Annotated in this window: 13 protein-coding genes; 9 read left to right on the forward strand and 4 right to left on the reverse strand. The window is 58.8% G+C overall.

Annotated features, from left to right (window positions below; translation table 11 throughout):
- Positions 1 to 143: 143 nt before the first annotated feature.
- Genes ACK3EW_RS02715 through ACK3EW_RS02730 form a run of 4 tightly spaced genes read left to right on the forward strand, consistent with a single transcriptional unit; the run spans position 144 to position 3,804 of the window.
- A complete protein-coding gene (locus ACK3EW_RS02715) occupies positions 144 to 1,121 on the forward strand; it encodes a TRAP transporter substrate-binding protein (RefSeq protein ID WP_493808344.1) in 978 nt (325 codons plus the stop codon).
- A 5-nt stretch (positions 1,122 to 1,126) separates the two neighbouring features.
- Positions 1,127 to 1,639, forward strand: coding sequence for a TRAP transporter small permease subunit (locus tag ACK3EW_RS02720; protein ID WP_493808345.1), 513 nt, complete (start codon positions 1,127 to 1,129; stop codon positions 1,637 to 1,639).
- A 6-nt stretch (positions 1,640 to 1,645) separates the two neighbouring features.
- Positions 1,646 to 2,920: a TRAP transporter large permease gene (locus ACK3EW_RS02725; RefSeq protein ID WP_493808346.1), complete on the forward strand. Its 1,275-nt coding sequence runs from the start codon at positions 1,646 to 1,648 to the stop codon at positions 2,918 to 2,920.
- Positions 2,899 to 3,804, forward strand: a complete 906-nt coding sequence (locus ACK3EW_RS02730) for an isocitrate lyase/PEP mutase family protein (protein WP_493808347.1) — start codon at positions 2,899 to 2,901, stop codon at positions 3,802 to 3,804. The genes ACK3EW_RS02725 and ACK3EW_RS02730 overlap by 22 nt, the downstream gene beginning before the upstream one ends.
- A 228-nt stretch (positions 3,805 to 4,032) precedes the next feature.
- On the opposite strand, the gene ACK3EW_RS02735 is transcribed toward ACK3EW_RS02730, so the two are convergent.
- From ACK3EW_RS02735 to ACK3EW_RS02745, 3 genes are all read right to left on the reverse strand, one after another.
- Entirely contained in the window at positions 4,033 to 5,535 is a 1,503-nt protein-coding gene (locus tag ACK3EW_RS02735) for an OpgD/OpgG family glucan biosynthesis protein (RefSeq protein ID WP_493808348.1), read from the reverse strand.
- On the reverse strand, positions 5,532 to 7,118 hold the full coding sequence (mdoH, locus tag ACK3EW_RS02740) for a glucans biosynthesis glucosyltransferase MdoH (protein ID WP_493808349.1): 1,587 nt from the start codon (positions 7,116 to 7,118) through the stop codon (positions 5,532 to 5,534). The genes ACK3EW_RS02735 and mdoH overlap by 4 nt, the downstream gene beginning before the upstream one ends.
- Before the next feature lie 103 nt (positions 7,119 to 7,221).
- Positions 7,222 to 7,773, reverse strand: coding sequence for a cytochrome b (locus ACK3EW_RS02745; protein WP_493808350.1), 552 nt, complete (start codon positions 7,771 to 7,773; stop codon positions 7,222 to 7,224).
- A 113-nt stretch (positions 7,774 to 7,886) separates the two neighbouring features.
- Between ACK3EW_RS02745 and ACK3EW_RS02750 the strand changes: the two genes are divergently transcribed.
- The 5 genes from ACK3EW_RS02750 to ACK3EW_RS02770 all read left to right on the forward strand — a co-directional run bounded on the left by ACK3EW_RS02750 (position 7,887) and on the right by ACK3EW_RS02770 (position 13,098).
- The gene (locus ACK3EW_RS02750) at positions 7,887 to 8,618 is read left to right on the forward strand and encodes a CDP-alcohol phosphatidyltransferase family protein (protein ID WP_493808351.1); all 732 of its coding nucleotides are present in this window, start codon (positions 7,887 to 7,889) and stop codon (positions 8,616 to 8,618) included.
- Positions 8,615 to 10,246: a sulfatase-like hydrolase/transferase gene (locus ACK3EW_RS02755; protein ID WP_493808352.1), complete on the forward strand. Its 1,632-nt coding sequence runs from the start codon at positions 8,615 to 8,617 to the stop codon at positions 10,244 to 10,246. Before ACK3EW_RS02750 ends, ACK3EW_RS02755 begins: the two co-directional genes overlap by 4 nt.
- 3 nt (positions 10,247 to 10,249) lie before the next feature.
- Complete coding sequence (locus ACK3EW_RS02760; RefSeq protein ID WP_493808353.1) at positions 10,250 to 11,182, forward strand: lysylphosphatidylglycerol synthase transmembrane domain-containing protein; 933 nt, start codon at positions 10,250 to 10,252, stop codon at positions 11,180 to 11,182.
- 79 nt (positions 11,183 to 11,261) lie between these two features.
- Positions 11,262 to 12,329, forward strand: coding sequence for a glycosyltransferase family 4 protein (locus tag ACK3EW_RS02765; protein ID WP_493808354.1), 1,068 nt, complete (start codon positions 11,262 to 11,264; stop codon positions 12,327 to 12,329).
- On the forward strand, positions 12,319 to 13,098 hold the full coding sequence (locus ACK3EW_RS02770) for an inositol monophosphatase family protein (protein ID WP_493808355.1): 780 nt from the start codon (positions 12,319 to 12,321) through the stop codon (positions 13,096 to 13,098). Before ACK3EW_RS02765 ends, ACK3EW_RS02770 begins: the two co-directional genes overlap by 11 nt.
- Here the strand turns inward: ACK3EW_RS02770 and ACK3EW_RS02775 are convergent.
- A complete protein-coding gene (locus ACK3EW_RS02775; RefSeq protein ID WP_493808356.1) occupies positions 13,095 to 13,787 on the reverse strand; it encodes an FkbM family methyltransferase in 693 nt (230 codons plus the stop codon). The genes ACK3EW_RS02770 and ACK3EW_RS02775 overlap by 4 nt on opposite strands.
- Positions 13,788 to 13,924 lie beyond the last annotated feature (137 nt).

Below are 13,924 nucleotides of genomic sequence, written 5' to 3' on the forward strand. Positions count from 1 at the left end.
ACGGGATGGCCAAGCTGAATAGTCGGAAAGTTTGCGACAGAACTCTTGACAGAGGAGTGAAGCTGTTGATTGTTTGGTCGCTCGTCGTACGGGGAGGTGCGGCGCAATCGGAAAAAAGAAAAGACCTTTGGGAGGAGGAAACCATGAAACATCTGCTAGGCGGTCTTGCCGCTGCGGCCATGCTGTACGTCAGCCCCGCATTCGCAGAGACGACTTTGCGCATTACCTTGCAGCTGCCGCTTGCAAGCCATCTTGGCCAGAACCTGCTCATGTTCAAGGAAGAGGTTGAGGCCAATTCCGATATCACCGTCGAGATCTATGACAGTGCGCAGCTCTACCGCGACAACGAAGTGCCCGAAGCGGTTGGCGCAGGCGAGATTGAAATGGGCGTTGCTTCGCTGACCCGATATGTCGGTGAAATCCCGGCTGTTGATATATTTTACATGCCCTTTGTTCTGAACACCGAGGCAAAGGTCCGCGCGGCAGTGGCTCCCGGCTCGCCCGTACGCGAACCGCTTGATGCGGCAATCCGCGAAACCGGATCACACGTTCTGTGGTGGCAGGCGTATGGTGGCTCGGTTCTGCTGAGCAAGGACGAACCCCTGCGTGGCCCCGAGGACATGGAGGGCAAGAAAGCCCGCGTGTTCGGCAAGTGGCTGGGTGAATGGGTCAGCGTTCTCGGCGGCGCACCGACGCTGATTTCCGGCTCTGAACAGTTTCTGGCCTATCAGCGGGGCACGGTCGATATCGGCATGACGGGTGTGTCTGGTGTTGTCTCGCGCAAGCTCTGGGAAGTGATGGACGCCATCACTGTCGTGAACAACGCGGATATCGAATTCATCGTCGTGATCAATGAAGATGTCTGGGAAGGCCTGACCGAAGAACAGCGCACAGTTCTGACAACCGCTGCCCGCAACGCCGAATCTGCGGTTCGCGATTACATGTCGGAATTCGAAGCCGATGCATTCAAGCAGGCCGAAGCCAATGGCATGACCGTCTACTATCCGTCGGACGAAGAAATCGCCCGGTGGAAGGAAGCCTCTGCACCCACGATCGACGCTTGGCTGGCCGAGTCCGGTGATCTGGGCCGTCAACTGCTTGACGCTGCAGAGCAATTCTGACCGCAATGCAGTCAGTCGCTTCTTTTTTCGATTGGCTTGCCGATCGGTTGGCCCAGCTTTGCGGCTGGGCCTACTTTACCATTGGGCTGATGCTCGGCTTTGAGGTGGTGGCGCGCTACTTTTTCAACGCGCCAACGATCTGGGCCGAGGAACTGTCTCGCCTTCTGTTCATCTTTGCGACCCTACTCGCAGGTCCAGCCTTGCTGCGCCACAACCAGCACATCCGCGTAACGGCGCTGACCGCGTTGATGGGACCGAGTGCACAGCGTGCGGCGCGTCTTGCGGCGCTGGCCTTCGTGGTTGCGTTCTGCTGGGTGTTGGTCTGGTACGGCAAAGACGCACCTCTTAATTCGTTCGAGCGCGGTCGGTCCTCGGGCAGTATGCTCGACATCCCGGCCTGGTGGGCCCAGTCTGCGGTCCCGCTGGCATTTGCCCTTCTGGGCATTCAAGCCATTATCGAATTCATCCGCTGCGCGCTTGGCGCGCCGCTCCCTGCCGACGCTCATGCACCGGAATAATCCCACGTGACAGTTATATCCATTCTTTTGGCACTTTTCGTGCTGCTGCTGATCGGAGTGCCCGTGGCCTTTGCCTTGGGCGGGCTTGGCGTTGCGTTGCTCATCCTCGGGGATTTTGCCCCACGCATCGCAGCGACTGGACTTTTGTCCTCATTGGACAGTTTCATCCTGATCGCGGTGCCGCTGTTCCTGTTGATGTCGAACATCCTGCTGCGCGGTGGAGTCGGACGCGACCTTTTTTCAGCGGTGCAGGCCTGGGTCGGACATTGGCCCGGTGGGTTGGCCGTCGCGACAGTGATTTCATGCGGGTTGTTTTCGGCCATCTCTGGCTCGTCGGTTGCAACTGCGGGCACCATCGGGTCGGTTGCCATTCCCGAGATGACAAAGCGCGGCTATCCGCGTCCTTTCGTGTTCGGGTTGCTCGCAGCCGGGGGCACTCTTGGCATTCTGATCCCGCCGTCGATCATTCTGATCGTCTACGGGGTGATCACTGAATCCTCGATCCTTGATCTTTTCATGGCCGGGATTGGACCAGGCCTTTTGTTGATGGCCCTCTTTATTGGCTATTCGATGCTCTACGCGCGGTTCTCGTCGCAATACACCGCATCGCCAAAAGCCGATTGGGCCGAGCGCCGCAGAACTGGCCTCCGCGCGCTGCCGACCATTGCGCTGGCCGGATTGGTCATCACGGGAATTTATGCGGGTTGGTTCACGCCGACTGAAGCGTCTGCCATCGGCTTTCTGGGCGCGTTGTTTCTGACTTTCGTGGTGCTGCGCAGCCTAGATATGGCTGGGCTAAAGGAGGCGGTCATGGACGGCCTTCGCGCATCGGCGGCGATCTTGCTGATCGTCGGGTGTGCAAAGGTCTTCGGCAAGGCCATCGCGCTTTGGCGCATCCCGCAGGATGTCTCGGCCTTTATCACGTCCAACATCGACACAATGGGTCTGTTCATCATCGCCGTCGGCATCGCGCTGCTGATCATGGGGCTGTTCATGGAAGCGCTGTCGATGATGCTGATCATGATGCCTGTTCTGGCCGGTGCTGTCATGGCCTTAGATATCGACCCGATCTGGTTTGGCATCTTCTTTGTGCTGATGGTTGAATGTGCGCTGATCACCCCGCCTGTTGGGTTGAACCTCTACGTCATTCAAGCCATTGGTCGTGCCAGCCTTGGCGAGGTCGCGCGCGGTGCCGCGCCCTTTGTCGCAATGATGCTGGCGACTGTCTTTATCATCTACTGGTTCGAGGATATCGCGCTATGGCTGCCACGGGTTCTATGACCACCACCCCGCAACAAACCGCTGCTGCACGGCTTCGGGCACGGCTTGAGACGGGCCGCCTGTTGGTCACGCCCGCCTGTGGCGATGCCTTGTCCGCGCGGCTGATCGAGGATGCCGGGTTCGACGCCATGTTCATGTCAGGCTTTGCTGTCTCAGCCCATCGCATCGGAGCGCCGGATGCCGGTCTGATCTCCTACGGCGAAATGCGCGATGCGGTTCGGGACATCTGCGCGGTGACGCGCCTGCCCGTGTTGGCGGATGGCGATACCGGCTATGGCAACGCAATGAATGTGCGCCGCACCGTGGCAGGTTATGCCCGTGCGGGCGCAGCTGCGGTCATGATCGAGGATCAGGTCGCCCCCAAGCGCTGTGGACATACTAAGGGCAAGCTGGTCGTCGACCGGGCCGAAGCCGTGGATCGCATACGTGCTGCGGATGATGCGCGACGCGAGAGCGGGCAAGACATTCTCATCATTGCGCGCACGGATGCGCGACACGGCCACGGGTTGGACGAAGCCTTGGCCCGCGCCGAGGCATTCCATGCCGCAGGTGCCGACATCCTGTTTGTCGAAGCCCCGCATTACGAGGCCGAGATGCGCCGCATCTGTTCCGAACTGCCGGGATGGAAGATGGCAAATATGGTCGAGGGTGGCGCCACGCCCATCCTTCCGCCTGACCAATTGGCCGAGATCGGCTATAACCACGCAGCCTATCCGCTGACCCTGATGTCTGCCGCGATGCGTGCCATGCAAGAAGCGCTGGCTGCACTGCGTGACGGTCACCCTCCCAAAGGGCTTTTGCCGTTCGAAGAGCTGCGTCGCCTTGTGGGCTTTAATGACTACTACGATCTCGAGACATGTTATTCCGACCGCAGACCTGAGTGAGCCGACACTTGCTTCAGGTCCTTACGAAGTAGAAATGCGACGTCGGGTGGCCACGAAATTCGTATCGTCAATGAGTCAGAGTACTCCAGACAAAGTGTCATAGGCACCGCGAGCTACCGGAATTCATTCATACGTTTCAGTCTCATAGTTCGTCTCTTTTGTTGCCGTAAATATCCTCAATGGAACGGCATCAAACCGCGACAGGTCCAGTAGCCATCAGTCGTAGTTTCACACATTCCCGTCGCGTGCGCGCGTCCAGCGATACAGCCAAACTGGGCTCGCTGCTGCACCAGTGTTGTCCCGTAAAACAAGACGCAAGTCGATGGTATCGACGTCACCGGGAGTGAGCAGGAAGGTCATCCGTGTCCCGCGATCATCCGGCAAAATGAACAGGCTTTCCCCGGATATTTCACCATCGGTGGCCGAGAGGTCCGGCCACAAGCCAGCCTCGTTGCCTGCAAAATCAACGACGAAGCGCCGTGTGCCCGGACGGTCGTGTTCGCGCCCGCTTCGGCTTTGGCGGATCGGCATGGATGAGATGACCGGAGACGGACCCCGCGTCCAGGTCAGCCGATAGTCGAAGCTGTGTTCGCTTCCGGCAGCCAACGGTTCCGAAGGTCGCCAGAAGCCAACGATATTGTCCATGAATTCATCGCCGGTGGGGATCTCGATCAACATGACAGCGCCGGGACCCCAGTTGTTCAGAGGTTCGACCAAGGCGGAAGGGCGATCATGATACCGCGCTTCGCTGTCTTCGAAATCTTCGAACATTCGGGCTGTTTGCCAGAAGCCGAAGGCAGCGGGACTGTCGTCAAGGAATGCCGAGGTTTCAACGCGCGCGGGATTGGCGATCGGTCTCCAGACCTGCTCGCCACCACCTGTCTTGATCACCAGAACGTCGCTGTCGTGAACGCGCGGGCGGAAATCGTCCGACACGGCAGAGCGCATCGGACCCTTGAGATACATAGAGGTCAGCGGAGCGACACCGATATCTGCAATCTCGCGCCGGGGCATAAGAGTGACCGTAAGGTCCATCACCGTGTCTGTACCTGGCCGCAGCGTCATGTCCAAATGTCCCGCAAGAGACGGGCTGTCGATCACCGCCTCCATACGGACGGCCCCGTCTTGTTCGCCGTGAAGGCGCAGCCGGGTGAAACGGGGAAATTCTTCGGGCACAGGTCCACCGGTGCCGATAGCGACGGCACGCGCTGAAAGACCATAGGCCATGGCTTGCCCGATGGCGCGGAAATAGCTGGCTCCTTGCACGACAAGTACTTCGTCCAGCACGCCTGCAGTGTTCAGAGGATAGCGCAGGCGGAGCCCGGAAAAACCTGCTCCTGGCGATGTGTCGGGAATTGAATTGAAATAGCGAGGCTCGAACGAAAAAAGGTCCGGCGACACTGGCAGCCGCGCGAAACCTGTTTCGGTCGGCAGCTCGATTTCGACCGGGTCGGGAAAATATAGACCTGGTGGCAGCAAATCGACAGCGTAGTCCGCGCCGAGGGGCAACATCGCAGCCTTGCCTGGCACCGGACGTATTCCCCTGTAGGCATCATAGCTCAGCCCATCGAAGGGCGGCGGTAGCTCGCTTGAAGGTGGCACGTAAACCGATGCGGCAAGGGCGCGGGCTTCGGCGAGCAGGGAGTCAGGTGCCTCTTGCGCTGAAGTGCGTTTCGAACCCAAGGTCAAAGCTGCGACTGACGATGCCAGAAATCCGCGCCGTTTCATCATCTTGCACCCCGATCAAGCCAGCCAAGCAGGATCGGTGCGCTCAACATCGGTAGAGCGACTGGTAAGAGCCAAAGGGCCGATGAAGCTGGCTCCGTCAGGAATGCCAAGCCCACCAGTGCAGCGCCGAAGGCAACTTCGGGCACACCGCGCCATATCCGCAGATGCGCGCGACCTGGCGATTTCCATCCGCAATCCTGACCAGCGAGGACGGACAGGACCGACCCGCTTTGCCGAAGCATCATCAGGGGCGCGATCAGCGTGGAGAGTAGCAGTTCGACGAAGCTTGCTCGTAGAACGAGGCGACGTCGCGCAAAGGTCCGGGCACGCTTCGTCCAATGGCTGAGTGCGCAAAGCTTTGGGAGAAGAATAATTGCTGTGACCACAAGGTAGGGCAGGGCACCTTCGACCCGAACTGCGCCGGTTGCAACCAGTAGCACCAATGCGAGCCAGACCGGCGCAGCAAGATAGCTTGCGATGCCAGAGGCCAAGTGAAGTCTGCTGACCACGTCTAGGCCTGGCTCGGTGATCAGGCGAATATGTTGCAGATTGCCTTGGCACCAGCGGCGGTCACGCTTGTGAAATTCTGCCAAGGTCTGCGGGCCGTCCTCTGCACTGCCCCACGTTTCTGGATCAAGCTCGATTGCCCAGCCTGCCCGCCGCATCCAAGCTGCTTCTATGAAGTCGTGGCTTAGTGGTGGTCCACCAAAGGGTGCAGGTCCAGACAGGACTGGAAGGTGTTCGGCGCTGCGAAAGGCGGAAATCCGCATGATTGCATTATGGCCCCAGTAATTCCCAGCTTCCCCTGACCAAGCGGCCAGACCGCGCCCGAAATTCTGTGACAACAGACGTGAAGCCACCCGTTGATGCCTGCCGAAATGGCTGCGACCCGGCAATAGAGTCATGCCTGCCTGCAAAAGACCTAGACGCGGTTTACTCTCCAAACGGTAGATCAAGCTCATGATACGTGATGCAGACATCCGACTGTCTGCATCTAGAACGAGCATGAAGCCATAGTCGCTAGAGTGCGCCGTGAACCAATCAGCGATGTTGCCGGGCTTGCGACCTGTGTTGTTGGCACGTCGTCGGTAAGTGATCGTGCCAGACGCGATAATTGGTGCGAGCACAGATGCTTCTGCGTCTATCTTATTGGGGTCACTGGTGTCGGACAGCACAAAGATATTGGTCGCCTGATCGCACCCCTGACCGTTTAACCCACGATGCAATCCCGAAAGATACCTTGCCAAAGGCCGTGCATCCTCTCCACAAAGGAGGACAAGGACAGCCGTTTTTTCCAGAGGCCGCCAATCTCGGGGCGGCGAGTTGGGTGCCGTCCGCCGTTGCAGCAATCCCAAGACAGAGGTGGCTGCTCCGCCGGAAACCCATATCCCACCAAGGCCAATCAACACCAAAGCGACCAAGGACGCGCCTGTCCATTCCACAAGATTTACTGCGAAGATCGTGGAAATGCAGGCTGCACCAAGCAACGTCAGGACCAACTGCGCGACAAGCCACCCAACACCCGGGCGTTCGAGCTTGTCGGATTGGGTCAAGTTGGCGCGCGCAATGATCTCTGCCACGGACATTTTTAGGTCAGGTTCCTTTGTCGGAATAAAAAGCTTGCGATTGGGGACGTCCACGACGCTGTCGCGCTGTGCCGCAGCAGATCAGGTTCAACTGCGGCACTGATTAACGCGTGCCGCCGCCAACCGGTGGCCACATGCGGGAGAAAATGCCATCTTGCTTCACCACGCCATGGAACAAGGCCGCGCCGACATGCATCGCTATCAAAGCGATCAACAAAAGCCCGGCCCCGTAATGCACCGTTTTCGCGATCTCAGCCAGCGCCTCTGATCGTGGAACCAGCGATGGAATGCTCAAGGCATCCAGGCTCTCGATTGGAAAGCCGCCTGCTTTGACACGCACATATCCGGCGATCGGGACCAGAAACAGCAAAGCGTACATCGCGATGTGGGTAAACTCTGCGATGCGGGCCTGAATTGGAGCAAGGCTAGAGGGCTTTGCGGGAGGCGGATTTCTCAGACGCCAAACCAGCCGCGCAACGATTAGAATGAGCAGTAATACGCCTACGTTTTTGTGGTAGATGAACAGCCCATTCTGAAGGCTGCGGTCGAGCCCGGGCTGCACCATGATCAACCCTGCCGGGATGGTAAGTAGGATGAACACAGCCATAAGCCAATGCAATCCGCGCGCCGTTCCCGTATATCTTGATTGGGTCATGCCGTCCGCCTTTTTTACTCTGACACGAGGTAGGTCCAGGCGTCTGCACTTCAAGCGGGTCTTCAATGGCTTGACTGGCGATATTGCACGCTACAATCATCTGAGTGCGCAGGATGCAGCCTTACAGTTTTGCTTCGTTTCACGCCCCGCTCATTTCGTTGACGCGGGGGGCGGGTGGTCAGTTTGTTCTTGCTGCATTGGGTCTCGGTCTTCTGTTGTGCGTGCTGACTGGGGTATTGGTCGGCCCGGTGTTTGCCGCGGTTGCGCTCACTGCGATGAGTTTTGGCGTTTCACTGGCTGCCGCACTTATGCGACGCGGCTATCCGCATCGTGATCTTGGTCTTTGCAACCTTGTTACGCTTTTAAGGCTGGCGCTTACATCTACTCTTGTTGCTGCACTTGTCGTGTCGGTTTCTGGATGGATTGTGCTTGGCATTGCGCTCATTGCCTTGGCTCTCGACGGAATTGACGGATGGTTGGCGCGCCTTGGCGGTCATGTTTCGGATTTCGGCGCACGCTTCGACATGGAGGTTGATGCAGCGCTTGGATTGGTCCTTGCACTTTTGGCTTGGTCGTCTGGAGCCGTGGGGGCGGTTGTGCTGTTGCTTGGTCTGCCTCGGTATATTTTTGTGGCTGCCTCGGCAATCTGGCCTTGGATGGCGAATCCACTGCCCGAAAGGCTGGGACGCAAGATTGTGTGCGTGATCCAGATAATGGCATTAGTGGTTCTGCAGGCTCCGGTTGTCGATGGTCCCTTGGCGTTGGCAATCCTGATGATCGCGTCAGTCGCGCTCGTCTGGTCGTTTGGTCGCGACGTACTTTGGCTATGGCGGACGCGCCCATGATCAGCCCGATCTGGCGGCCTTGCGTTGCGGCGGCGGTCCTCTACCTTATTCTCATCCAGCCAAATCATCCTGATGCCATGACTTGGGGTGCCCTGCTTGCTTTTCCTTTGGAATGGCCTGCGATCCTTCTGGGTCTCATGGCATTCGGTGCAAGCCGGGCGGGTCACGTTTTGCGCGGTATACTGGTCGCGGTCTTGGTTCTGATCGCTGTTCTCAAAGCTGCTGATTTTGCAATGTTCTCTGCTTTGTCCCGGGGTTTTAATCCGGTTTCAGACCTCGCTCTGGTTGAGGCAGGCGCAAGACTGTTGACCGGTGCGGTTGGACCTGTCCTTGCTGTTCTCGCGCTTGTTGCTGCGATGGTGGTGATCTGCGCCGTCGTTGCATTGCTTTGGTGGTCGACGGGTGTCTGGGCCGCAATGAGGCCCCGAAATCGGCTCTTCCGAGGCCTGACCGGAAGTGCTGCGCTTCTATCGGCTGGAGTTGCGGCCGCGGAAGTCGGCGACACGCTCGGACGGTGGACCCTTCCTGCCCATATTCCCGGCTCTGCGTTTTCCGCGCGGGTCGGCATCGAACGCATTGAGATGATACGCTCGACGCTCATCGACTTGAGGGAATTCTCGGAAGCCGCTGCAAATGATCCTTTTGTCGGGATCGGCGGCATGCTGACTGTAATCGACAGGGACGTCATCGTCGTTTTCGTCGAGAGCTACGGTCGCACAAGCTTCGATACGCCTTTGTTTTCGGACCTGCACCGCCGGACACTTGAACGCGGTCAAGAGGACCTTGAATCGCAAGGGCTGTCCATGGCTTCGGGTTTTCTGGCCTCGCCAACCAAAGGCGGGCAAAGCTGGCTCGCACATGCGACTTTGGCCAATGGGCTTTGGGTCGACGCCCAGACGCGCTATGGTGCGGTTTTGGCATCAGAGCGGAAAACCCTGTATCACTTTGCTGCCGAGGCGGGCTTTCACACGGCGGCGGTCATGCCGCAAATCACGCTTGATTGGCCCGAAAGTTCGGTCATGGGTTTTGAAACCATTCTTGCCGCTGCGGACCTTGGATATGAAGGGCTGAGTTTCAATTGGGTGACAATGCCCGACCAGTTCACATTTGCCGCCATGGACCGACTTCTGCGGACCAAACGCGCCGATGAAAGGCCGGTCTTCATACAGATGGCCACTGGGACTTCGCATGCCCCGTGGGTGCCGGTGCCAGACCTTGTTTCGTGGGACAGCATCGGTGACGGCAGTATTTTTGACCCGATGGCGTTAGCGGGTGAGTCGCCGGACGTTGTGTGGCGTGACCGCGACCGGGTGCGGGCACAGTACCGTCTTGCAATCGACTATGCCTTGGAGGTCGTCCTGTCCTACGCCGCGCTTCATGCAGAAAATCCCCCTTTGATGATTGTCGTGGGTGATCATCAGGCTGCTGGGTTTGTCGCCCTTGACGAACGGCCGGATGTGCCGATCCATGTCATCGGACCCGACTATCTGGTGGACCGCGCAGCGAAGGATTGGGGGCTGACCCAAGGCCTTATTCCGTCACCCGATGCACCTGTGGTCCCTATGGACCAGATACGGGACCGTATTCTGCAGAGTTTCACCGACCCTGTGCCCGACGGAAGAGGCTAGCGAATGGGGCGGATCCTGAGCGTTTGTCTTCAGTTTGCTGTCGCCATTGGGCTGCTGGTTCTGCTGTGGCAGGTGGCGGACGGACAAAGTGCGGTTGGCCATCTGGTCAATGCAGACCTTGCTTGGCTCTTGGCGGCCTTGGTCGCAGTGACTGGGCAGCTTGTGCTCTCCGCGCTTCGCTGGCAACTGACGGCGGCGCAACTGGGCCTTGTTCTGACCAAACAGCAAGCGGTCCGGGAATATTATCTTTCTCAGGTCGTGAACCAGCTTCTGCCCGGAGGTGTGCTCGGCGATGTGGGCAGGGCTGTTCGCGCACGCGCTCAGGCAGGATTGGTGATTTCAGGCCAAGCCGTGCTTTTCGAGCGGCTGGTGGGGCAGGTCGCGCTTGTCCTGCTTTTTGGTGCTGCAGTTTTTGGCACATGGGCCGTTCCGGGTGGGTTCGACTTGCCAGCTTCGCTCCAGTTTTCGGTTTTTGTGACTCTGGGAGCGGCGTTCCTGATCGCGACGGGCGTGGCAATCGCAGGTCCAAGCCTGCCGGGAAAGACGGGCACAGCACTCGCAAACTTTATAGCGAACTTTCGGCGGGCGGTCTGGGCTCGCGAAGTCCGGCACCGACAAGTCTTGCTGAGCATTGGCACGGTGGTTCTGAATATCGCGACTTTCGCCTGTTGCGCCGCAGCTGTTGGCGTGATGCTAGCCCCTGCCGCAGCCATGGTCTTGGTTCCGCTGATCCTGTTCACGATGCTGATCCCGATCACCGTAAGTGGCTGGGGGCTGCGCGAGGGTGCGGCAGCAATGCTTCTGCCACTTGCAGGTGCAACCGCAGCCGAGGGTTTTGCGGCTAGCGTCGCGTTTGGCCTTGTCGTTCTTTTGTCAGCCCTTCCTGGGGTCGTAGTTGCCGCACTCTCGACCGTCACCAAACCTGTCCGCCCTTAGCATCAAGCATCCCTCTTGCTGGTCGCGGTGGAAACACAGGCCATATCCCTGATCCACAAGACTATGGAGCACAAAGACCATGCCCCTCCGAACTGCCGCATTTGCTGTTCCAGGTGACCTGCAGACTCTGACGGGGGGATATATCTATGATTTGCGCTTGCTGTCGGGGCTTCGCGCTCTTGGGTGGGACATCACACATATCCCGCTTGGCGCAAGCTTTCCTGACCCATCGAAAGAAGACATGCGAAATGCTGCGCAACAGCTTGCGATGGTGCCGCCGGCGGCACCGGTCATCATCGATGGGCTTGCCATGGGTGCGATGGACCATGACGTTTTGACCGGCATGTCGGCGCCCATAGTTGCACTTGTCCATCATCCGCTGGCGCATGAAAGTGGTCTGCCTCAGGACAGACGTGACAAACTGTTCCGCACAGAGCGCGACAATCTCGCTCTTGCCTCTCATGTTCTGGTTCCAAGCCCGCACACGGCGGGATTGCTCACTTCGGATTATGATGTTCCTTCCGATCGTATCACGGTTGCGCGTCCCGGCACGGATCGTCCGCTTGGTCAGCTTGCCAAGACGCAACCCCCGTTGATCTTGTCAGTTGGGATTCAAGTCCCGCGCAAGGGCCATGACGTGCTTTTGCGGGCATTGGCCCAAGTGGCGGACAGGCCGTGGCAGGCCGTAATTGCAGGATCGGCTCTAGACGCGGATCACGCGTCACTGCTCTTGCGACTGGTGGAGGAGCTTGATTTGTCGAACAGGGTCCGTCTTGCAGGCCGTGTCTCGGGGGAAGAGTTGGCACGGCTTTACGGGCAGGCCAGCGTGTTTGCCCTTGCCACCCGATACGAAGGTTATGGCATCGTTTTTGACGAGGCGATGGCATATGGCCTACCGATCATCAGCTGTGCAACAGGCGCTGTGCCAGAGACCGTCGCACCCGGAGCAGGTCTTTTGGTGCCGCCAGACGATTACGAGGCTTTTGCCGATGCACTGGCGCAGGTGCTTGATGCGCATGAAACCCGAGACCGGATGGCCGCTGCGTCGCAAGCTTCAGGTGCAGCGCTGCAAAATTGGGATGGCACAGCGCGTCTGGTGGCTGATGTGCTCAACCGCATTGCGAAGGATGCCCGAGATGGCCGCTGAGAATGACATGGCGCTTGCCACAACGCTTGCGCATGAGGCTGGGGATATCCTGCTGGGCTACTGGGCCGCCCGTGATGCGCTGACCATCGCGACGAAACGCGCCGGTGATTTCGTCTCCGAAGCGGATCGTTCAGCCGAGCAGCATCTGCGGGATGGTTTTGCAAAGGCGCGTCCGGATGATGGCTGGTTGGGAGAGGAAACCGGAGCCGCGCCCGGTTCTGGGAGACGATGGATCGTCGACCCGCTTGATGGGACAACGAACTTCCTTCGCGGGATCGGGCATTGGGCCGTGTCCATTGCGCTGGAGGTCGATGGACATCTCGTTCTTGGTGTTGTCCATGATCCGGTTAAAGGCGAGACATTTGCAGCAGGCAAAGGCACTGGAACCAAACTGAATGGACAGCCTGTCGTGGTGGCACAAACAGAAGACCTGTCTTCAGCGCTGTTTGGCACGGGCGTCCCGTTCGGGAACATGGCGTATATCGACGACCATGCTGGAGATATCGCAAGATTGATGCCGAAATGTGCGGGAGTGCGCCGTATGGGCGCTGCAGCACTTGATCTTGCCTATGTGGCCTCTGGCCGTCTGGACGGGTTTTGGGAACGACGGTTGCAACTTTGGGATATTGCTGCCGGTCTGGTTCTTTTGCGTGCAGCGGGTGCAATCGTTGAAGGTTGGGATGCGGGGGAGCGCCCGGAAGACACCGGGACTGTGGTCACAGCCACAACTGCTTTGTTCCCGGAGTTTGCCAAGACCCTGCGCGGTTAGGGCAGTCGCGCGAAAAGATCGCCAGATGGCGCGTCGGGGGGAAGAGCGCACAGCCAGTCTCGCAACGCATCCCCATCGCGCCAGTCGGACCACAGGAAACCAGAACGCTCACCTACAACGGGATTGAACCGGTACGGACCAAGCTCTTCGATACGGGTGATTACGGCCTCTGTCAGATGCACGAACTCGGGAAGATACTCGACCGAGAGCATTGGTACTGCTTGTGACAGACCCGAAAGCACATCAAGCTCGAAGCCTTCGACATCTATTTTGACGTAAGCGGGCACGCCGTGCGTCGCGATGAGGCTGTCAAGCGTGAGCATCCTGACTGTTTCCGTCTGATCCCAGCGCACATGGGCGAAACCGGGCGCTGCGTGGGCATCCGCGACAAAAGTTGATTGAAGCGAGGACACCGTTGGGTGGCGCGAGGACACGGACATTTCTGCCATGGCCTCGGCACTGCCCGCCGCAGCTTCGATCAGAACCACGTCCTTGGGAAGTGTCAGTCGCAGATAGCGCGCAAAAAGCGGTTGCGGCTCAAGGGCGACCACCCGTGCTCCGACGCGCCGCATGGCCCGCGTCCGCGAACCAACATGAGCACCCACGTCAAACACCAGATCACCGGAACGCAGGGTTTGCGCGTAAAAGCGCCGCCACGCGCCGACCGTCAAAGGATTGTGGTATATCACAAGGGATCTCATGAGGCCGAGCCAGCGCTGCATACCTTCAGCCTTTCCGAAATGTCCCGGCAAAAGATAGCGCGCCCGCGCGTTCGTCCAGTCACAGGCCTTGCCTGCGCTGCAACCGCTCTAAGTTATGATGCCTG

It is taken from the genome of Marivita sp. NO-S04, assembly GCF_059070475.1.

Bases quoted from the DNA above. Each gene is read 5' to 3' on its own strand.
- ACK3EW_RS02755 (WP_493808352.1), top strand. From the start codon at position 8,615: ATGATCAGCCCGATCTGGCGGCCTTGCGTTGCGGCGGCGGTCCTCTAC.
- ACK3EW_RS02715 (WP_493808344.1), top strand. From the start codon at position 144: ATGAAACATCTGCTAGGCGGTCTTGCCGCTGCGGCCATGCTGTACGTC.
- ACK3EW_RS02730 (WP_493808347.1), top strand. From the start codon at position 2,899: ATGGCTGCCACGGGTTCTATGACCACCACCCCGCAACAAACCGCTGCT.
- ACK3EW_RS02720 (WP_493808345.1), top strand. From the start codon at position 1,127: ATGCAGTCAGTCGCTTCTTTTTTCGATTGGCTTGCCGATCGGTTGGCC.
- ACK3EW_RS02760 (WP_493808353.1), top strand. From the start codon at position 10,250: ATGGGGCGGATCCTGAGCGTTTGTCTTCAGTTTGCTGTCGCCATTGGG.
- ACK3EW_RS02750 (WP_493808351.1), top strand. From the start codon at position 7,887: ATGCAGCCTTACAGTTTTGCTTCGTTTCACGCCCCGCTCATTTCGTTG.
- mdoH (WP_493808349.1), bottom strand. From the start codon at position 7,118: ATGTCCGTGGCAGAGATCATTGCGCGCGCCAACTTGACCCAATCCGAC.
- ACK3EW_RS02770 (WP_493808355.1), top strand. From the start codon at position 12,319: ATGGCCGCTGAGAATGACATGGCGCTTGCCACAACGCTTGCGCATGAG.
- ACK3EW_RS02745 (WP_493808350.1), bottom strand. From the start codon at position 7,773: ATGACCCAATCAAGATATACGGGAACGGCGCGCGGATTGCATTGGCTT.
- ACK3EW_RS02765 (WP_493808354.1), top strand. From the start codon at position 11,262: ATGCCCCTCCGAACTGCCGCATTTGCTGTTCCAGGTGACCTGCAGACT.
- ACK3EW_RS02735 (WP_493808348.1), bottom strand. From the start codon at position 5,535: ATGATGAAACGGCGCGGATTTCTGGCATCGTCAGTCGCAGCTTTGACC.